The sequence below is a fragment of the Arthrobacter sp. K410C genome, from assembly GCF_059090105.1.
The window spans coordinates 1-17,067 of the sequence record NZ_JBNHFJ010000008.1 but is presented as its reverse complement, the minus strand read 5'-3'; the positions used below and the strand labels follow the sequence as shown (position 1 = coordinate 17,067).

Below are 17,067 nucleotides of genomic sequence, written 5' to 3'. Positions count from 1 at the left end.
GCCGGACCGGGCCACCTTCCGCCGGGCTACTGTTGAACCACCATGAGCGACTGGATTCTCTACCTACTGATCGGGGTGGCGCTTGCCTTCGCCATTTCCAGCTGGTGGGGCGTGCGCAAGCTCAAGGCCCTCCACGTGCGCAGCGTGATGGGTGAAGACGCGCACGAATCCGGGCTCACCCAGCAGCGGGTTGCCGTGATCCTGAACCCCATCAAGACGCGGGCCGACGAGGCGATCTACGCCATTCGGCGCGCCTGCCTCAGCGCGGGCTGGGAGGAGCCGGCCTTTTTCGAGACCACCGTGGACGATCCCGGCTATTCCCAGACGCGGGCCGCCCTGGCGGCCAAGCCCGACGTCGTCCTGGTGGGCGGCGGGGACGGCACGGTCCGGGTAGTGGCCGAGTCCCTGGCGCATACCGGCGTGGCGATGGGCATCGTTCCGCTCGGAACGGGAAACCTGCTGGCACGCAACGTGGAGCTGGACATCAATGATCTGCAGGGCAACGTCCAGACTGCGCTTTTCGGCCGGCAACGCTTCATCGACACGGCCCGGATGGGAATCGTCAATTCCCGCACCGGGCACTCCTCCGAGCACGTCTTCCTGGTCATCGCCGGCCTCGGCATGGACGCCGAGGTCCTTGCCGACACGAATGACGGGCTGAAAAAAGCCGTGGGCTGGCTGGCCTACACAGAGGCCGGGATGCGGCACCTTCCCGGCCGGCGGAAGAAGGTCTCCATTTCGCTGGACGGCGGCCCGGAACAGGTCCGGAACATCCGCAGCGTGCTCTTTGCCAACTGCGGCCTGGTGCCGGGCGGCATCGATTTCATCCCGCAGGCCATGATTGACGACGGCATGCTGGACGTGGTGGTGATGAGCCCGCGCAGTGCCCTCGGCTGGCTGCTGATGTATATGAAGATCATGTTCAAGCACAGCGGAAAGCTACCGATCATGACGGTCTACCGCTCCGGACGGGTGGTCATCGATTGCCCCGAGCCCATGCCCACCCAGCTCGACGGCGACACGTCGGGTGAGGCCACGCGGCTCACCGTGCAGGTGGATCCACGGTCGCTGCTGATCAGGGTCAAAGGCCAAATATAGGACGACGGCGGCAGGGCCGTTCGGGTGCCTGGGCGACGGATACGTTTTGTGTTGGATTGTCCAGATGGCGGAAACGGCTGGCTTCAGCCCTAGTCGCTTGAGTCCCTCGCGGCTTCGGCGGCGGCCTTTGCTGCGGCACGCGCTTCGGACTGCTCGCGGATCATGGCCTGTTCCTCTTCGAAGCGCAGGCGGTCAGCACGGTCTGCATCGTCACCGTCCCAGTCCTGGTTATCGGCGGTGGGCCGGGGATTGACGATCATTCCCTGGCCATCGTTTTCGGTGCTGCTGGTAGTCATGACCCGCTCCCTTCATTAGGGGCCATCCCTGTGGATCAAGTAAGCATACGCACTGTCCACAGCCCCGGGAAGTACCCGGAACGCCAATTGCCTACGCTGTGGGCGAAGCGGCGGAAGCGTTTTCCGCCGCGTCTGACAACGGCTCAAGGAGGGACCCCACCCATGCCTGCGCCGCAGCGAACGCGGCATCGGAGGTGTGGGCTTCCTCTGCGGTTTCCTGCCCGTCGGCCCGCGGATAGGAGCCGAGGAACCGGGTATTGGGGCTGATCCGGTGCAGGCCGGCGAGGGCATCCGCAACCCGGGCGTCACCAACGTGGCCGTCGGCGTCGATGCTGAAGAAGTAGTGCCCCAGGTACTGCCCGGTGGGGCGGGACTCAATCCTGCTGAGGTTCACGCCGCGGCTCGCGAACTGGTCCAGGATCTCCATCAGGGCACCCGGGCGGTCTTCGGGAAGGGGAACAACCACAGTGGTTTTGTCAGCACCCGTCCGGTCCGGGAGCAGGCCGGGCCGGCTGACCAGCACGAAGCGGGTCACGGCCCCCGGGTTGTCCCCGATGTTCTCGGCCAGCACGGACAGCCCCCGCCGTTCCCTGGCCACGAGTGGCGCGCAGATCGCGGCGTCGTAATGGCACTCTTCGGCCAGCAGGCCCATTGCTGCAGCAGCGGTTGAGGATCCGGGCACGTATTCCGCTGCCGGAAGGTGCCTGTCAATCCACAGCCGGCACTGTGCCCACGCATGTCCGTGGGTAGATACACGCCGCACGTCCTCCAGCCGGATACCGGGCCGGGCCACCAGGACGAAGCTGATGGGCACCAGGACCTCCCTGATGATCCGCAGTTCGGTGCCGCCGGCGATGGCGTCCAAGGTGGCCGTCACGCCCCCTTCCACCGAGTTCTCGATGGGAACCATGGCGGCGCCGGCGGATCCTTCGCGGACCAGGTCCAGCGCAGCGTTAACGCTCGACGCCGGGATCCGGGTGGCCGCCGCGGCATCCGGAACCTGCAACAGGGCGGCCTCGGTGAAGGTTCCCTCGGGACCGAGGAAGGCGTAGGTGGCGGCTGATGCGGGCATCAGAGGACGATCGGCTTGAGCCCGTTGTCCGATACCAGGGGTTTTCCGAGCTCCAGCCACTGGTCCATGCCGCCGGCCACGTTGATGGCGGTGTAGCCCTGGCCGGTGAGCCATTGGGCCACCCGGAACGAGCGGCCTCCTGTGCGGCAGATGATGTAGAGGTCCTCGTCCGGGTCGAGTTCGTCGAGCCGGGCGGGGATCTGGTCCATGGGGATGTGGACAGCCCCCTCGGCGTGCCCAGCCACCCATTCATAGTCCTCCCGGACATCCAGCACCACGGCGCCGTCGGGGATGTCGTGGACGGGAACGGTATCGAAATCACTCATGGCAAGTCCTGTCGTGGCGGATCGGAGTCAGCTTAAAGCCTAGTGCTTTGGCCGCCGCCGGGCCCGGTGGACCGGGCAAGTTACTCTTCTAGGGAATCCAAAGGAGGACGCGTGCCCGCAGACCAGCCCAACATCACGGCCGGCTCCACAGCCTTCGGGACCGGCACCACCAACCAGCGAACCGGGCCCAGGCACGGTGGCTGAGCTCCACGAACTGTCCGCCGTCGAATTGCGCCACAGCCTGCAAAGTGGAGACGTTCCGGCAGCAGACGTTGCCGCCCATTTCCTGGCACGGATAGAACAGCGCAACCCCCTGCTGGGTGCCTTCATCACCGTCACGGCGGAGCGGGCAATGGCGGAAGCGCGTGCCGCGGATGCCCGGCGTTCCGGCGCGGCACGGGAGGAACTGCCCGTCCTGCATGGCATGCCGCTGGCCTTCAAGGACCTCACCGATGTTGCGGGCGTCGTCACCACCCACGGAAGCGCCGCCCTGGAGCACAAGCCCGCGCCGGCGGACGCGCCCCTGGTGGCGCTGATGAAGGAATCCGGCGTGGTGTGCCTGGGAAAGACGCAGGTTCCCGAGTTCGGACTGACGGCCTACAGCGAAAACCGGATCGCGCCGCCGTCGCGCAATCCCCACGCTCCCAGCAGGAGCTCCGGCGGGTCCTCGGGCGGCAGCGCCGCCGCCGTGGCGGCAGGCTTGCTCCCCTTCGCTCCGGCGACCGACGGCGGTGGTTCCGTCCGCATCCCTGCGGCCGCCTGTGGACTGGTGGGACTGAAAGCGGGCAGGGGCCTGGTGCCCGCCGGGGAAAGCCAGGGTGATCCTGCACGGCTGGTGGTGCCAGGGCCCCTCGCCAGAAGCGCCGCGGACGCAGCGCTGTTGCTGGATGCCATGGTGCCCGGCGGCGGGTATCTGCAGGCGATCGGGCAGGAGCCGCCACGGCTGCGGATCGGCGTCACCCTGGATAGCCCCTGGTCCGGCACGTACCCGTTCACGCCGGAGCGGGAAGCATTGGACGCGCTTGAGGCCGGGGAAAAGCTCCTGGCCCACGCCGGACATGTTGTTGCCGACGCCGCCGTCCGATATGACAACCGCTACCCGGAGGCCTTCACCACCGCCTGGACCGCAGGAGTGGGCACGGCCCGGATCAGCCCGCAGCGCGAAGCCCTGCTGGCCCCGCTGACACACACCTTCCGCCGCCGGGCCCAGCAGCGCAGCCCGGCCAAGCTTGCCGAAGCACTCGCGTTCCTGCGGAAGTTCGAGCAGGACACGATCACGCAGTACGCGCAGTGGGACCTGATGCTGATGCCGGCGTTGGCCCAGACCCCGCGTCCCGTGGGCTGGTTCACCGGGACGGCACATGGCGGTGACCGCTGGCCTGCCGCCCAGTGGCCGGGGGACGCCGACGGCGACTACCGGCGCCAGTGTGAATTCGCACCCTGGTCGTCAATGGTCAATGTGTGCGGGCTGCCGGCCATTACCGTCCCGGTGCATTGGACGGGCGCGGCCCCCGGCCAGGGCCTTCCAATGGGGATCCAGCTGGTGGGCCCTCAGGGTTCCGAGCTGCTGCTCCTGCAGGTGGCGCGCCAGCTGGGCTTCTAGCCATCGGGTTGTTGACCTGCACCTAACGCAGCTTTAACCATTCCGTTACCCGGCAGGTACAGACTCATAAGGGCGTCAAACCTTTTGCGTCCTCCACCTGGCCAATGCTCGACGAGGAGTTGCCCGCAATGAACGCTGAACACCCCGCCCCCGCCACCGGCACAGCCGACTCCTTCGGAAACTCCCGGCCGGACATGAGCAATGCCACGGTCCGGGAAGACCTTGCCATGACGGGCCGCTGCGCCCTGGTGCATCTTCCGACCGGCAGGACCTGCCTCCTGCCGCTCCGCCATCAGGGGCCGTGCGAATTCCACGGCCCGCAGGAGGCCGAGTCGGTGGCCGGCGCTTCCTCCTGACAGTCCGCGTTTTATAGACGGCGAATGTTCCCGGCAGCGTATCGACTCCCCCGCCTATCAGGAGGACGATTAAAGGGCAGTCACTATAAGGAGGTCTGTGATGTGCTACGGATACAACAAGGACTTCGGGTGGGAACACAAGAAGGAAACCAACCGCCGGCCTGAAGCCAAGCAGGACACTCCGGCGGAAACCCCGGAGCCGCGGATCAAGGCGCAGGACTACACGTTCTGGGCTTTCCCGAACTGGCGCAGGACGCCGACTCCCCGCACCCCCTCCGCTGAACGGAGCAGGGAACGGGTGTGACGCGCCGCTGACCACAGAAGGGCCTCCGCCGGAGGCCCTTCTGTGGTGGAAGGCGCTCCTTTAGCCGGCACGCGCGCAAGAGACTGGCCGGTACACAGGAGAATGGACGCATGCAGGGACAGTTCGTGCACGCGGCAGCCCTCCGAATTGGCCCCGACGCCGATCCCGCGGGGCCGGGGGCAGCAGTCACCGAGGCTTTGTGCGGAAGCTGGGAGCACCCTCCACCCTGCCCGCTCGCAGCCCACCACACGTCAGCCGAGCGGGACGCTGACAGGTTGATGCTGCGGACCATCTTCGCAGCGGACACTGGCCAGGAAGGCGAAGTCCGCCGTCGGATTGAAGCGGCACTCACCCGCGGATCCATGGCCGGCCCGGACGGAAGACTCTCCCGGTGGACCCTGGTGGGAGCTGGACCAGGCGAACTGACGGCGGCGGAACGCGAGCACGCTGAGCGCATCGCCGGAACGTAGCGGTGTTGTGCCGGCAGAAACCCTCCGGCTAAGGTGTCATGGTAAGCATGCTTATGATTACGGAAGGGGACGGTAATGAGTGCTGGACAGTACACACCGGGGACCGGAGACCAGCCCGAGCCGGGGCCCGACGGGAATTACCAGGCTGAACGCGCCGGCGGGACCGCAGCGCCAAACCAGGGGCAGACAGGCCCGGCGCCCACCAGTCCTGCGCCCTCTGGCCCTGCACCCTCGCAGCCCGCGGCGGCAGAACCGCGGGTGACGCGCGCCGGCGTCGTCTGGGCGGCCGTGGTGGCGGCGCTGGTCCTGCTGATCCTGCTCATCATCTTCATCCTCCAGAACCAGGACCTGGTGCTGGTCCGGTTCCTTGGCTTCGAAGGTACCCTCCCGCTGGGCATGGCATTGTTTATCGCCAGCGTTACCGGCGGGGTCCTGGTGGCCGCTGCCGGCGGCGCCCGCATCCTTCAGCTCCGCGCCAACGCCCGCCGCGCAAGGACCGCCCAGCGAAGGTAGACGGCGCAGCCAACCTCCAGTAAACCCGGGATTTAGTAGGTATACGATCCACTGGAGCCGGCGTAGGCAAGCCCGATGATGAGCAGCAGCCAGAACGCACCGTAGCCAAGCAGGCACAGGTAGCCCAGGACCAGCCCCGTGATGGACATGCCCCTGCCGGACGGCTCTCGCTTGAGCGCCATGTGCCCGGTCACGATCGCCGCAATCTGCGGGAGCAGCAGCCACCCCATGATCACGGACGCGATGCCGCACACCATGCTGGCGATGCTCAGCGTCTTGGGCTCGGCAGGCACGCCGTAATAGGAAGGCTGCCCGTAGGGGCTTGCCGGCTGGGAGTAAGGTGCAGCTCCCGGCGCATACTGGCCCCCGCCGTACTGGCTTCCGCCATATTGTCCGCCGTACTGGTTGCCCTGGGCGTACGGCCCCTGGCCGTAGGCCGGCTGGGACGGCGCGTCGGAGCCGTAAGGCGGCACGAAGCGGGGCGGCTCGTAGCCGGATGGGGTTTCCGCGTCCGACGGCGGCACGCCGGGCTGGGAGGCCGGGTTCTGCGAGGAGTGGGGCCACCGGGAATCGGGGCGCTGGGAAGGCTGGTCAGTCATGGTTTTCCCCCTGGGATTTTGGTTCCAGCCTATCGCCTGCCCGGCTTCCCGGAACCGTCACTGCAGGACGAGTTTCACCGCCAGGGCAAGCATGACGATACCGATCACCACGTCCACCGCCCGCCAAGTCCGGGGGCTGCCCAGGACACCCGCGAGCGCGCGGGCGCCGTAGCCCAGCGCCGAGAACCACAGGACACTGCCCGCTACTGCCCCGCCGGCATAGACCCACCGCAGGTCCGGTCCCTGCTGGTTTGCAAGGCTGCCCACCAGCACCACGGTGTCGAGGTACACGTGAGGGTTCAGGAAGGTCAGCGCCACCGCTGTGGCCACCACGGTTCCCTTTGACCGTGGCGGCTCCTCGTGGAGGCCGGAGGGCTTCAATGCAGCGGCAAAGGAGCGGAACGCGAACCACACCAAGTACGCGGCGCCGCCCCAGCGCAGCACCTCCAGCGCTTCGGGGAACCGCGTGACCAGGGCGCCGATCCCGGCAGTGCCGCCAAGGATGAGGGCGGCGTCGCCCGCCATGCACACGGCCACCACGGCGCCGATGTGTTCCCGGCGGATGCCCTGGCGCAGGACGAAGGCGTTCTGGGCGCCGATCGCTACGATCAGCGCCAAGCCGGTCAGCATCCCGCTGATTCCTGTCGTCCACATGTGTCGACGGTACGGACATTGCTGAATGAAGACAAACAATAGATTTTTAGTGACCATTAGAATTACTTCATGAACTTCGAACACTTGCGCGCCCTCACCGCTGTCATCGACGAAGGCACCTTCGAAGCTGCGGCAGACCTCCTGCGGCTCACCCCGTCGGCCGTCAGCCAGCGCATCAAAGCGCTGGAGGCCTCGACTGGCCAGGTGCTGGTGCGCCGCCGGGTGCCGTGCACTGCCACCGACGCCGGGATGGTGCTGCTTCGGATGGCGCGCCAGGTGCAGGTCCTGGAAGCAGAGGCTTCGGCAGCCCTCGGGAGCGGCGTTGCTACCCGCGCCCAACTGCCGGTCGCCGTCAACGCGGACTCGCTGGCCACTTGGTTCGTTCCGGTCCTGCACGAGGCCGCTGGTTGGCAGGACACCACGCTCGACCTGCACGTCGAAGACCAGGGGTTCAGCAGCCAGCTCCTGCGCCAGGGTGATGTCATGGGCGCCGTAACCTCCGATCCCGTCCCGGTCAACGGCTGCCGGGTGGAGCTGCTGGGCCACATGCGGTACATCCCCGTGGCCGCCGCCGGACTGCACCAACAGCTTGCCGGCTCCAACGGTGTGGACTGGGCAAACATTCCGGTGCTGAAGTTCAATGCCAAGGACAACCTCCAGCGCCAGCTGCTGGCGGCCAAGGGCGTGGAACACCCGCCGCCGACGCACACCGTCCCTTCGTCCGAGGGCTTTCTCGCCGCCATTAAGGCCGGGCTGGGCTGGGGCATGATTCCCGAACTGCAGCTCCGCAGTGAGCTGGCTGAGGGGTCACTTGTCCTGCTTGAAGAGGACGTCCACGAGGACGTACCCCTCTACTGGCAGTCCTGGACGCTCGACTCGGCGAGGTTGCACCGGATCACCGCGACCATCCGGGACGCCGGCCGCCACCGGCTGCTCCCCGCCGCGGCGGAGGGCGGGAAGGGCAACCCACCTAGCGGGTCCAGTACGGCAGGACGTACACGGCGAAGATAACGAAAGCAGCGAGGAGCGCCAGTCTCCCGGCACTTGTTCCGCCGTGCGGATGTGCCCTGGTGTTGCGGCCGGGCCGGGCAGTCCCCGGCTGGCCGCCGCCGGGAAGACCGCGCCCGGCCGGGTGCCGTGCGATGCTGCCGCTGCGGGCCCGGTTGCGGCCGGCATTGGTGCCCTCCGTGCGCGGGCCTTCCGTCCGCGGGCCCTCCGTGCGCGGGCCTTCCGTCCGCGGGCCCTCCGTGCGCGGGCCTTCCGCGCCCTGGCCGTCCGTGCGCGGGCCTCCGGGCGGCAGCCCTCCGGCAGGGCGGACCACAGTTCCGGGCCGGACATTCCGGAAGGCCGTGATGCCGGGCTCCTGTTCATGCGTGAGCTGCTGGCCGAGGTGCTCGTACAGCCCCACCACCGCCTGCTGGTCCAGCACAGCAGGCAATGATTCGATGGCCCCAACCACGCGCTGTGCCCCGGCGACGGCTACGTCGGAGTTGGTGACGCCGAACAGATCCGGCTGGGCGGCCATACAGATGAGCGGGCGGACAAACCTGCGGTGCGGCGGTGCAAGGACCGACGTGACGGCGGCGCATCGGGCCAGCGCGCCCTCCACCGCCTGGGTCCGCGCGTAGCGGCCCTGCCAGAGCACCCCGGATGCCACCCGCACTTCGCCGGTCCAGTTCTTGGCGTCCACCACCACAACGCCGCCGGGGCCAACCAGCACGTGGTCCAAATGGGCTTTCGGGCGCCCCGGCCAGTGCACGTCGTGCATGACATACCAGCCGCGTGGCACCAACTCGCTCAGCTTGTCCGCCACCACCCGTTCGCCCGCGGCCCCTGCGTCCCACGCCTTTGTGGCATGCTCGGCCTCGTCGAGCTGGCGCTTTAGCCTGGCAACCCTTTCAGCGGCCAGCCGGGACTGCTCGGCCGCTCCGTCTCCTGCCCCCATGGTTGGTCCCTGCTTCCCTGCCGTCGCAACGGGGGCGGCTGGCCGCCGTCGTCCTTGCCTGCGGTTGTTCTTCCGGTTTTTCGAAAGTAACAGGGCGGCAGGACGCCGGTATATAAGTACTTTTCGCGGGAGTACTCAGGTTGGTTACTTGGTTTGCAGGTCCTTGGTTGATGACACGGCTTCGTCACAGGGACCCGAATATGGGCGGTTCATTTTGACTGCCGCGAGCTTCTGGCATGCTGGTGCCATGGCTAGCCGCGCGGGCACACTTGCCCAACCCCAGGACCTTGTTGACATCACTGCGCTCCTCGACGCGTACTACGACATCACGCCAGACCTCGCTGATCCGGGCCAGCGCGTTGTGTTCGGCACGTCCGGGCACCGGGGGTCCAGCCTCAAGGCGTCGTTCAACGAGAAGCACATCGTGGCCATCACGCAGGCCATCGTGGAGTACCGGGCAGCGCAGGGCGTCACCGGCCCCCTGTTCCTGGCCAAGGACACGCATGCGCTGAGCGAACCGGCGCAGAACAGCGCCCTGGAGGTCCTCGCCGCCAATGGCGTGCAGGTCCTCATCGATGCCCGGCACGGCTACACCCCCACCCCGGCGCTGAGCCATGCGATCCTCACGTACAACCGGAATGCCGGGCCCGGCGCACCGCAGGCTGACGGCATCGTGGTGACCCCCAGCCACAACCCGCCCGCGGACGGCGGCTTCAAGTACAACCCGCCGCACGGTGGCCCCGCCGATTCCGACGCCACCGGATGGATTGCCAACCGCGCCAACGAACTGCTCGAGAACGACCTGCGCGGGGTGAAGCGGATCCCGGTGGCCGATGCCCTGGCTGCTGACACCACCGGCAAGTTCGACTTCCTCAGCAGCTATGTTGACGACCTGCCCTCCGTGCTCAACCTTGACGCCATCCGCGAGGCCGGCGTCAGGATCGGCGCCGACCCCATGGGCGGGGCGTCCGTGGACTACTGGGGCGAGATCGGCGAGCGCCACCAGCTGAACCTGACCGTCGTCAACCCCACGGTGGACCCGCAGTGGGCGTTCATGACGCTGGACTGGGACGAAAAGATCCGGATGGACTGCTCGTCGCCATCGGCCATGGCCTCCCTGATCCAACGGATGTCCGACGGCGGCTCGGCCTTCGACGTGGCCACAGGCAACGACGCCGACGCCGACCGGCACGGCATCGTCACCCCCGACGGCGGTCTGATGAACCCCAACCACTACCTCGCCGTCGCTATCGATTACCTCTACCGGAACCGCAGCGGCTGGAACCCTGCCTCCGTGGTGGGCAAGACCCTGGTGTCTTCCTCCATCATCGACCGTGTGGCACAAAGCCTCGGCCGGAAGCTCGTCGAGGTGCCGGTGGGCTTCAAGTGGTTCGTGCCCGGCCTGCTGTCCGGCGAGGGCGCATTCGGCGGCGAGGAATCGGCTGGCGCCTCTTTCAACAAGAAGGACGGCAGCGTCTGGACCACGGACAAGGACGGCATCCTGCTGGCCCTGCTCGCGTCCGAGATCACCGCCGTCACGGGCAACTCTCCGTCCCAGCTGTACAAGGGCCTGACGGACCAGTTCGGTTCGCCGGTTTATGCCCGGATCGACGCCGCCGCCTCGCGCGAGCAGAAGGCGAAGCTGGGCAAGCTCTCCGCGGCGGATGTCACCGCGACGTCCCTGGCCGGCGAGGAGATCACTGCGAAGCTCACCGAGGCGCCGGGCAACGGTGCATCCATCGGCGGTCTCAAGGTGGTCACGGAGAACGCCTGGTTTGCTGCGCGCCCGTCCGGCACCGAGGACGTGTACAAAATCTACGCCGAGTCGTTCAAGGGCGAGGAGCACCTCAAGCAGGTGCAGGCCGAGGCCAAGGCGCTGGTGGACGGCGTCATCGCCTAGGCGGTTCCCTTCCCTGAGTCCAGGCTCCACAGGCGGAGGACGCGCCGGATGGTGTGGTCACCATCCGGCGCCATGTCCACCAGGGCGATCCGGTCCAGCACCACTGCGTCCCCCGGGTTCAGCCGTTTCTTGTCAGGGCCTGAGCCGTGGTGCGAGACGTGCGGCCGGTAGCCGGAGAGCGTGTGGCGCGGCGTGAGGATCCTGCCGACCACCGCGGCCACAGCCTGGACCAGGGCCTCATGCAGGGCCTGGAGCGCCGGGTGTGGCTCCACCAGGCTGACGGCCACGGATCCGTTACGGCCAAAGGCCGCATCCTCCCCTACGGCCATGCTCGCGCCAAGCGCGGCCCGCGCCGGACCATCGGCGAGGGCGGCGACGCGTTCCGCCGCGCCGGCACTGTCCGGACCTCCGACGTCGAACCTCACCAGGGTGATGTGCAGCGGCCAGTCGGTGCGCAGGAAGACGGCGCCTTCTAACACAGGTTCGACGAACGCCACGAAAATGAGGTTGCGCATCGGCATGGCCCCAGTCTCCCACCGCGCTTCCTTCTCGCGGCAGTGCGCACGCGTCGACGGGAAAGCCGCCACAAGTGAGCGCGCGTCCCAAAACATCAAACGCCCGCTCACCTATGGCGGCTTACATCCAAACGCCCGCTCACTTCATGTGAACGGGCGTTGGACAAGCAAAGGGTTAGACGGTGCGGACGACGTCCTGGTACGCGAACTTGGGCTTGGCTTCGCCCCATGCGTCCTCGCCGGGCTGGCCGATGTTGACCACCAGGAAGCTCTTCTGGTCTCCCTCCGGGAAGAAGGCCTCGTCGATGGCACCGAAGTCGGCGCCGGTCATGGGCCCTGCGGCGAAGCCAAGGGACCGGACGGCCAGGATGAAATAACCGGCCTGCAGGTGCGCGTTGTTGTTGCCCGTTGCCGCGGCCAGCTCGGGGTTGGCGTCGTACATCGCCTTGGGGGCGTTGTAGCCGGGGAGGAAGTTGTCCCACTCGCCGGCCCAGTCGGTGTCATAGCTGAGGATGGCCACCAGCGGGGCGGAGGCGGTCTTGGCGCGGTTGCCGGCCATGAGCGCATCCACGAGCTTGGCGCGGGCCTCGTCCGAACGGACGTAGGTGATGCGCAGCGGCTGGGAGTTGAAGGCGGTGGGGCCGAACTTGGTGAGCTCGTAGATGGCCCGAGCCTGTTCCTCGGTGACTTCACCGGTGAAGGTGTTGGCCGTTCGGGCCTCAGCGAAAATGGCGTCGACGGCGGCCGAATCGATAACCGCTTCTTCATGGGCAATGGTCATTGGCATACCTTTCGCTGCGCCTCCCCGCCTGCCGGGTCGGCCTCTTCGCTGTCCGTAGTTGCAACTTCAACCTCTGCCTGGGTCTTCCCGGAACAGCACGTGACCTTAGCCACAACGGCAGCAACAACGGACCGGGCGGTATTCTGGTGGCAGTTCATCTTCGCCATCGGCGGCACCCCCTGAAAGGCCCCTCCCATGAGCATGCTCGGAATCAAGTGGAAGCTGCACGGCACCGGCAAATCCATCAAGCCCGGCCACGTGGTGGCCCCCGATGAGCGGCTGGCCTGGCCGCTGACCATCGGCGTGGGCATGCAGCACGTAGTGGCCATGTTCGGTGCCACCTTCCTGGTGCCCATTATCACCGGCATGCCACCGGCAACCACGCTCTTCTTCTCCGGCGTCGGCACCCTGCTGTTCCTGGTGATCACCAAGGGCAGGGTGCCCAGCTACCTGGGCTCGAGCTTTGCGTTCATCGCGCCGATCATGGCATCGCAGCAGCAGTTCGGCGTGCCCGGCGCCCTGGGCGGCGTGGTCCTGGCCGGCGCCGTCCTGGCCCTGGTGGGTGCCATCGTGCAGAAGTTCGGCGCGGAGTGGATCAACCGGCTTATGCCGCCCATCGTCACCGGCGCCATCGTGGCGCTGATCGGCCTCAACCTGGCCCCCGCCGCGAAACAGAACTTCGCCGCCGCGCCCGTTACCGCCGTCGTCACACTTGCCACCATCATCCTGGTCAGCGTCCTCTTCCGCGGGATCCTCGGCCGGCTCAGCATCCTGGTGGGCGTGGTGGTGGGTTACTTCGTAGCCATGCTCCGCGGCGAAGTCAGCTACGAAAAGATGAACGCGGCCGCGTGGGTGGGGCTCCCCCAGTTCCAGACCCCCGAGTTCCACATCGGCGTCCTGGGCCTGTTCGTGCCGGTGGTCCTGGTCCTGGTGGCGGAGAACATCGGCCACGTGAAGTCCGTGGCCGCCATGACCGGGCAGAACCTCGACGGCGTCTCCGGGCGCGCGCTGATGGCCGACGGCGCCGCCACCGTCCTCGCCGGCATCGGCGGCGGTTCGGGAACCACCACCTACGCCGAAAACATCGGCGTCATGGCTGCCACCAAGGTGTATTCGACGGCGGCCTACTGGGTGGCCGGCATTTTCGCCATCCTGCTGAGCTTTTCCCCCAAGTTCGGGGAGCTGATCGCCACCGTCCCCCCGGGCGTGCTGGGCGGCGCGGCAACCATGCTTTACGGCATGATCGGTATCCTTGGCGTGAAGATCTGGGTGCAGAACAAGGTGAACTTCTCCAACCCGGTGAACCTGACCACTGCGGCCGTGGCGCTGATTATCGGCATCGCCGACTATACGCTGACCGTCGGCGAGCTGACCTTTACCGGCATCGCACTTGGTTCGGCGGCCGCACTGGTGATCTACCACGGCATGAAAGCCATCGCGAAGGCCCGTGGAACGGTGGCGGAACCGGAGTCCGAGCAGGCGGGACTGCCGCCTGCGGCCAAGGCCGCCGCGAAGCGGGCTCCCAGGAAGCGCTAGGAGCTAAGCCACTTCGTCCGGACGGTTGAGCCCGTAGACGGGCCCAGGCTTGGGGCGCTTTGCCGCCAGCGATTCGTCGGACCCGTGCGGCAGGATGCGGTGCAGCACCCAGGGGAAGAAGTACTGCCGGGCCCACACCAGGTCTTCGGCCCGCGCCTGCGTCCAGCCGTGGGCCGGCACCGGCCGCGGCTCAAGCGGCTCAAGGGTGTGCGGCACTGCCAGCGCGTCGAGGGTGGCCACCGCAACGGCATGGTGGCCCAGCGGGGACAGGTGCAGCCGGTCCGGATCCCACATCCGGACGTCCTGGAGCTCGGGCAGGCACCACAGGTCAACCATGATGGCATGGTGGCGGAGGGCTATCTTGTGCAGGTGCTCGTTGTAGATGGCCGCCCTCCCGCGGATCTGGCTGAAGACGGGAGTGCCGCCCCAGTCCGGCCCTGCGTACAGGAGGACGGTCGCTCCCGTGGCGGCCAGCTTTTCCACTGCCTGGTCCATATGCCGGGCGAGCTTGTCCGGATCGCCGCGGCGGAAGATGATGTCATTTCCGCCGCCGGACATGGCAACCAAGTCCGGCTTCAGCGCCAGGGCCGGCGCAAGTTGCCTGTCCAGGATCTGCCGCAGCAGCATTCCCCGGACCGCGAGGTTGGCATAGGCGAAGCCGGGCTGGCCGGCGCTGAGTTCCTCCGCCACACGGTCGGCCCAGCCCCGGAGCCCGCCGAGGCTCCGCGGCTCGGGATCGCCCACACCCTCCGTGTATGAATCGCCCAGTGCCACGAACCGGTGCCAGGGGTGCCTGCCCCCGGTTTCCATGCCGGCCCGCAGGTCCTGCTTTTCCGTTGTCATGCCGTCCTCCTTCGCACGGATGAACGCGGGCGCTGCTTCTTTGCGGCGCCCGCCGCCGGTGGCATCTCTGACTGTTGGTCCAGATCGGCCGGCGCCAGCAGGCGGAAGTCCTCGACGCCGTCGGGCGGTTCCTGCCTGAGCCCGGAGACCGCCGGGCCGGGCCGCTCCATCGCGGCACTGGGCGCCACCACATTCAGCGCTGCATCCCGCAGGTCCAGCTCGTGATGCAGCGCCTGCGTCTGCAGGAACCGCAGGGCCCCCTCGCGGCTAAGGCCGTACTCGTTCATGAGGCTGCGCACCGCCAGGTCCACCAGAACCAGCGAGCTTTGCACGACGGCGATTCCCGCCGTGGTCTCGGCCCGCTCGGCCACGCGCACCACCACGCGCAGGGCCCGCGCCACCTGGTGCACGTAGCTCCGGATCCGGACCAGGTCGTCACTGGTGAAGGCGTGGGATACGGAAGCGTAAAGGTTGATGGCCGCACTGGTGCCGCCCTCGGACACGATGGGCGCGGACAGCAGTGACTGCACGCCGTGGCTGGCGGCCGCGCTCGAATAGCCGGGCCAGCGCCGGTCCCGGCTGAGATCGGACAGCAGGACGAACTCACTGGTACGCAGGGCTTCCATGACCGGCCCGTCCGCAAAGGAGCACTGCTCCCGGTCCGCCTCGCGGGCCTGCTCGGTGCTGGCGGCAAGCGTGTGCGCCTTGCCAAGGCGGAAAAGGGTGGCAGCCCAGGCGATACCGCGGCGTTCACCCTCGATGTCTGTCATGAAGTCGCGGGTGACTTCCCAGAGGTATGTCTCGACGTCCTTGCTGTCGAAAACAGGCTCTGGCGGCATTGGAAGAGGTCCCCAGCCAACCTGCCCCGTGGGTTCAGCGGCCATTCTCCACGCCTTGCTTATAAGCGCCTCGGCCTACTGCAAAACCTTGTTCTAAGAATACGTCCCGCAGCCACGTTGCAGGGAACTCCGGGAAACTTTGGGGCTTTCCGCAGCAATACCAGACGTCAGAGCCAGACCTGGTATCCGGTCGACTTGTCGAAGAGCCTGCGGGTTGTAATGCCCTCGCCGGCGATCCACAGGACTGAACCGTCCTCCGCAGCCTGCTCAACCAGGCCGCTGGCAACGTGCTCACCCCCCAGCCAGACCTCCACGGTATGGCCAGTCAGCCGCGCCCAATCCTTGCGCAGACCGCGGCTTGCGCCAGGTGCCGCCTCTTCTTCCCTGGGGTTGCTTTCGGCTGCTGGCAGGTCTGCCAGTACGCACAGGTTCACGGTTCCTCCATTACCGGGCATGGGTCGAGCCGCATCATGGGGACTCGACTGATATCTCTTTGATATATCAGGTTGGGAAACCCAGTATGTTCCAGGTCACATTCCTTGTCAAAAGAGGATCAAAACTGGCAGCCAGCCTTAAGGAACCACGGGTCCCCCTCAACGCCGCTTTACGCGGCGAACAGGGCTTCGCGTACCGCACGCTCGAAGCCGCTGACGTGCACCCTGGCAAGTTCGGCAGCCTTGCCTTCGTCCCCGTCGATGACGGCATTCAGCAGATTCACGTGTTCATGCACATGCAGGGACAGGTCGGGAAGGCGGTCGATGACCATGCACCAGATCCGGGTGGCCAGGTTGTCGTACCGGATCAAGATGTCCTCAAGGTGCGGGTTGGCAGCGGCGGCGTAGATGCCCTGGTGCACCCGGGCATCCAGGCGGAGCGTCTCCGTGACGGACGCGGCCCCGACGTCGAACGCCTCAACATCTTTGAGGATGGCCCGCAACTGCCGCCTGACAGCATCGGTGGCAACCCTCGCCGCGCGGGCGGCAGCAAGGGGTTCAAGCTGCGCGCGGATCTCAGAGATGAAGGACAGGTCCGTGACGTCCACCCGGGTGGCGAAGGTGCCGCGCCGCGGGTACGTGATGACCAGCCGGTCCAGTTCCAGCCGCTTCAGCGCCTCGCGCACGGGAGTGCGGCCAACGCCCAGTGACTTAGCCAGCACCTCGTCGTTCAACAGCTCGCCGGGCTTGATGTCCAATACCAGGAGCCGGTCCCGGATGCTCTCATATGCGACGTCGGCGAGGGACTTCCTGCTGCCCTCTTCCGCAGCCGCCAAAGTTTCCAGTGCCATGCCAGGACCCCTTTCCCCTCGCTGAAAAATAACTATTGACCTGTGTCACAGTCGAGTATACGCTGGGGTCCAATCTAATATATCAGTTCGCTACTTTTGAATATATCTAGAAGGAGGAGGGGACATGACCCT

Annotated in this window: 21 protein-coding genes; 9 read left to right on the top strand and 12 right to left on the bottom strand. The window is 67.0% G+C overall.

Annotated elements, in window-relative coordinates:
- Positions 1 to 42 precede the first annotated feature (42 nt).
- Positions 43 to 1,098, top strand: coding sequence for a diacylglycerol/lipid kinase family protein (locus AC5RU7_RS12735; protein ID WP_494052536.1), 1,056 nt, complete (start codon positions 43 to 45; stop codon positions 1,096 to 1,098).
- 89 nt (positions 1,099 to 1,187) lie between these two features.
- Here the strand turns inward: AC5RU7_RS12735 and AC5RU7_RS12730 are convergent, their stop codons facing one another.
- The 3 genes from AC5RU7_RS12730 to AC5RU7_RS12720 all read right to left on the bottom strand — a co-directional run bounded on the left by AC5RU7_RS12730 (position 1,188) and on the right by AC5RU7_RS12720 (position 2,792).
- Positions 1,188 to 1,394 (bottom strand): hypothetical protein, encoded by a 207-nt coding sequence (locus AC5RU7_RS12730; protein ID WP_494052535.1) that lies wholly within the window; start codon positions 1,392 to 1,394, stop codon positions 1,188 to 1,190.
- A gap of 91 nt (positions 1,395 to 1,485) precedes the next feature.
- Positions 1,486 to 2,466, bottom strand: a complete 981-nt coding sequence (pheA, locus tag AC5RU7_RS12725) for a prephenate dehydratase (protein WP_494052534.1) — start codon at positions 2,464 to 2,466, stop codon at positions 1,486 to 1,488.
- Positions 2,466 to 2,792, bottom strand: a complete 327-nt coding sequence (locus AC5RU7_RS12720; protein ID WP_407710365.1) for a rhodanese-like domain-containing protein — start codon at positions 2,790 to 2,792, stop codon at positions 2,466 to 2,468. Before AC5RU7_RS12720 ends, pheA begins: the two co-directional genes overlap by 1 nt.
- A 196-nt stretch (positions 2,793 to 2,988) precedes the next feature.
- Here AC5RU7_RS12720 and AC5RU7_RS12715 point away from each other — a divergent pair, with 196 nt between their 5' ends.
- From AC5RU7_RS12715 to AC5RU7_RS12695, 5 genes are all read left to right on the top strand, one after another.
- The gene (locus AC5RU7_RS12715; RefSeq protein ID WP_494052533.1) at positions 2,989 to 4,395 is read left to right on the top strand and encodes an amidase; all 1,407 of its coding nucleotides are present in this window, start codon (positions 2,989 to 2,991) and stop codon (positions 4,393 to 4,395) included.
- A gap of 128 nt (positions 4,396 to 4,523) precedes the next feature.
- Positions 4,524 to 4,751: a hypothetical protein gene (locus AC5RU7_RS12710; RefSeq protein ID WP_494052532.1), complete on the top strand. Its 228-nt coding sequence runs from the start codon at positions 4,524 to 4,526 to the stop codon at positions 4,749 to 4,751.
- Between the two features lie 100 nt (positions 4,752 to 4,851).
- Positions 4,852 to 5,055: a hypothetical protein gene (locus AC5RU7_RS12705; RefSeq protein WP_494011905.1), complete on the top strand. Its 204-nt coding sequence runs from the start codon at positions 4,852 to 4,854 to the stop codon at positions 5,053 to 5,055.
- Between the two features lie 110 nt (positions 5,056 to 5,165).
- The gene (locus tag AC5RU7_RS12700) at positions 5,166 to 5,525 is read left to right on the top strand and encodes a hypothetical protein (RefSeq protein WP_494052531.1); all 360 of its coding nucleotides are present in this window, start codon (positions 5,166 to 5,168) and stop codon (positions 5,523 to 5,525) included.
- Between the two features lie 75 nt (positions 5,526 to 5,600).
- Positions 5,601 to 6,038, top strand: a complete 438-nt coding sequence (locus AC5RU7_RS12695) for a lipopolysaccharide assembly protein LapA domain-containing protein (protein ID WP_494052530.1) — start codon at positions 5,601 to 5,603, stop codon at positions 6,036 to 6,038.
- 32 nt (positions 6,039 to 6,070) lie between these two features.
- Here the strand turns inward: AC5RU7_RS12695 and AC5RU7_RS12690 are convergent, their stop codons facing one another.
- Together AC5RU7_RS12690 and AC5RU7_RS12685 are read right to left on the bottom strand one after the other, a co-directional pair.
- On the bottom strand, positions 6,071 to 6,637 hold the full coding sequence (locus AC5RU7_RS12690; protein ID WP_494052529.1) for a DUF4190 domain-containing protein: 567 nt from the start codon (positions 6,635 to 6,637) through the stop codon (positions 6,071 to 6,073).
- Positions 6,638 to 6,694: 57 nt separating this feature from the next.
- Positions 6,695 to 7,291, bottom strand: coding sequence for a LysE/ArgO family amino acid transporter (locus tag AC5RU7_RS12685; protein ID WP_494052528.1), 597 nt, complete (start codon positions 7,289 to 7,291; stop codon positions 6,695 to 6,697).
- A 69-nt stretch (positions 7,292 to 7,360) separates the two neighbouring features.
- Here AC5RU7_RS12685 and AC5RU7_RS12680 point away from each other — a divergent pair, with 69 nt between their 5' ends.
- Complete coding sequence (locus tag AC5RU7_RS12680) at positions 7,361 to 8,302, top strand: LysR family transcriptional regulator ArgP (RefSeq protein WP_494052527.1); 942 nt, start codon at positions 7,361 to 7,363, stop codon at positions 8,300 to 8,302.
- Here the strand turns inward: AC5RU7_RS12680 and AC5RU7_RS12675 are convergent.
- The gene (locus AC5RU7_RS12675) at positions 8,262 to 9,236 is read right to left on the bottom strand and encodes a nuclease-related domain-containing protein (RefSeq protein ID WP_494052526.1); all 975 of its coding nucleotides are present in this window, start codon (positions 9,234 to 9,236) and stop codon (positions 8,262 to 8,264) included. The genes AC5RU7_RS12680 and AC5RU7_RS12675 overlap by 41 nt on opposite strands.
- A 247-nt stretch (positions 9,237 to 9,483) precedes the next feature.
- On the opposite strand from AC5RU7_RS12675, the gene pgm reads away from it, so the two are divergent.
- Positions 9,484 to 11,136, top strand: a complete 1,653-nt coding sequence (gene pgm, locus AC5RU7_RS12670; RefSeq protein ID WP_494052525.1) for a phosphoglucomutase (alpha-D-glucose-1,6-bisphosphate-dependent) — start codon at positions 9,484 to 9,486, stop codon at positions 11,134 to 11,136.
- On the opposite strand, the gene AC5RU7_RS12665 is transcribed toward pgm, so the two are convergent.
- Together AC5RU7_RS12665 and AC5RU7_RS12660 are read right to left on the bottom strand one after the other, a co-directional pair.
- Positions 11,133 to 11,651: a 2'-5' RNA ligase family protein gene (locus AC5RU7_RS12665; RefSeq protein WP_494052660.1), complete on the bottom strand. Its 519-nt coding sequence runs from the start codon at positions 11,649 to 11,651 to the stop codon at positions 11,133 to 11,135. The genes pgm and AC5RU7_RS12665 overlap by 4 nt on opposite strands.
- A 175-nt stretch (positions 11,652 to 11,826) precedes the next feature.
- Positions 11,827 to 12,432, bottom strand: coding sequence for a malonic semialdehyde reductase (locus AC5RU7_RS12660; RefSeq protein ID WP_494052524.1), 606 nt, complete (start codon positions 12,430 to 12,432; stop codon positions 11,827 to 11,829).
- 195 nt (positions 12,433 to 12,627) lie between these two features.
- On the opposite strand from AC5RU7_RS12660, the gene AC5RU7_RS12655 reads away from it, so the two are divergent.
- The gene (locus AC5RU7_RS12655) at positions 12,628 to 13,968 is read left to right on the top strand and encodes a uracil-xanthine permease family protein (protein WP_494052523.1); all 1,341 of its coding nucleotides are present in this window, start codon (positions 12,628 to 12,630) and stop codon (positions 13,966 to 13,968) included.
- 3 nt (positions 13,969 to 13,971) lie between these two features.
- Here the strand turns inward: AC5RU7_RS12655 and AC5RU7_RS12650 are convergent, their stop codons facing one another.
- The 4 genes from AC5RU7_RS12650 to AC5RU7_RS12635 form a co-directional block, all read right to left on the bottom strand.
- Positions 13,972 to 14,811: an SGNH/GDSL hydrolase family protein gene (locus AC5RU7_RS12650; RefSeq protein ID WP_494052522.1), complete on the bottom strand. Its 840-nt coding sequence runs from the start codon at positions 14,809 to 14,811 to the stop codon at positions 13,972 to 13,974.
- Complete coding sequence (locus AC5RU7_RS12645) at positions 14,808 to 15,695, bottom strand: GAF domain-containing protein (RefSeq protein WP_494011916.1); 888 nt, start codon at positions 15,693 to 15,695, stop codon at positions 14,808 to 14,810. The genes AC5RU7_RS12650 and AC5RU7_RS12645 overlap by 4 nt, the downstream gene beginning before the upstream one ends.
- Before the next feature lie 122 nt (positions 15,696 to 15,817).
- Positions 15,818 to 16,084, bottom strand: coding sequence for a hypothetical protein (locus tag AC5RU7_RS12640; protein ID WP_494011917.1), 267 nt, complete (start codon positions 16,082 to 16,084; stop codon positions 15,818 to 15,820).
- Positions 16,085 to 16,254: 170 nt separating this feature from the next.
- Complete coding sequence (locus AC5RU7_RS12635; protein ID WP_494011918.1) at positions 16,255 to 16,935, bottom strand: GntR family transcriptional regulator; 681 nt, start codon at positions 16,933 to 16,935, stop codon at positions 16,255 to 16,257.
- Positions 16,936 to 17,067 lie beyond the last annotated feature (132 nt).

What these genes read in the sequence shown, in the direction of transcription:
- AC5RU7_RS12645 (WP_494011916.1), bottom strand. Translation starts at nt 15,695, where the DNA reads ATGGCCGCTGAACCCACGGGGCAGGTTGGCTGGGGACCTCTTCCAATG.
- pgm (WP_494052525.1), top strand. Translation starts at nt 9,484, where the DNA reads ATGGCTAGCCGCGCGGGCACACTTGCCCAACCCCAGGACCTTGTTGAC.
- AC5RU7_RS12695 (WP_494052530.1), top strand. Translation starts at nt 5,601, where the DNA reads ATGAGTGCTGGACAGTACACACCGGGGACCGGAGACCAGCCCGAGCCG.
- AC5RU7_RS12705 (WP_494011905.1), top strand. Translation starts at nt 4,852, where the DNA reads ATGTGCTACGGATACAACAAGGACTTCGGGTGGGAACACAAGAAGGAA.
- AC5RU7_RS12700 (WP_494052531.1), top strand. Translation starts at nt 5,166, where the DNA reads ATGCAGGGACAGTTCGTGCACGCGGCAGCCCTCCGAATTGGCCCCGAC.
- pheA (WP_494052534.1), bottom strand. Translation starts at nt 2,466, where the DNA reads ATGCCCGCATCAGCCGCCACCTACGCCTTCCTCGGTCCCGAGGGAACC.
- AC5RU7_RS12735 (WP_494052536.1), top strand. Translation starts at nt 43, where the DNA reads ATGAGCGACTGGATTCTCTACCTACTGATCGGGGTGGCGCTTGCCTTC.
- AC5RU7_RS12675 (WP_494052526.1), bottom strand. Translation starts at nt 9,236, where the DNA reads ATGGGGGCAGGAGACGGAGCGGCCGAGCAGTCCCGGCTGGCCGCTGAA.
- AC5RU7_RS12720 (WP_407710365.1), bottom strand. Translation starts at nt 2,792, where the DNA reads ATGAGTGATTTCGATACCGTTCCCGTCCACGACATCCCCGACGGCGCC.
- AC5RU7_RS12730 (WP_494052535.1), bottom strand. Translation starts at nt 1,394, where the DNA reads ATGACTACCAGCAGCACCGAAAACGATGGCCAGGGAATGATCGTCAAT.
- AC5RU7_RS12650 (WP_494052522.1), bottom strand. Translation starts at nt 14,811, where the DNA reads ATGACAACGGAAAAGCAGGACCTGCGGGCCGGCATGGAAACCGGGGGC.
- AC5RU7_RS12710 (WP_494052532.1), top strand. Translation starts at nt 4,524, where the DNA reads ATGAACGCTGAACACCCCGCCCCCGCCACCGGCACAGCCGACTCCTTC.
- AC5RU7_RS12665 (WP_494052660.1), bottom strand. Translation starts at nt 11,651, where the DNA reads ATGCGCAACCTCATTTTCGTGGCGTTCGTCGAACCTGTGTTAGAAGGC.
- AC5RU7_RS12655 (WP_494052523.1), top strand. Translation starts at nt 12,628, where the DNA reads ATGAGCATGCTCGGAATCAAGTGGAAGCTGCACGGCACCGGCAAATCC.
- AC5RU7_RS12635 (WP_494011918.1), bottom strand. Translation starts at nt 16,935, where the DNA reads ATGGCACTGGAAACTTTGGCGGCTGCGGAAGAGGGCAGCAGGAAGTCC.
- AC5RU7_RS12685 (WP_494052528.1), bottom strand. Translation starts at nt 7,291, where the DNA reads ATGTGGACGACAGGAATCAGCGGGATGCTGACCGGCTTGGCGCTGATC.
- AC5RU7_RS12660 (WP_494052524.1), bottom strand. Translation starts at nt 12,432, where the DNA reads ATGACCATTGCCCATGAAGAAGCGGTTATCGATTCGGCCGCCGTCGAC.
- AC5RU7_RS12690 (WP_494052529.1), bottom strand. Translation starts at nt 6,637, where the DNA reads ATGACTGACCAGCCTTCCCAGCGCCCCGATTCCCGGTGGCCCCACTCC.
- AC5RU7_RS12680 (WP_494052527.1), top strand. Translation starts at nt 7,361, where the DNA reads ATGAACTTCGAACACTTGCGCGCCCTCACCGCTGTCATCGACGAAGGC.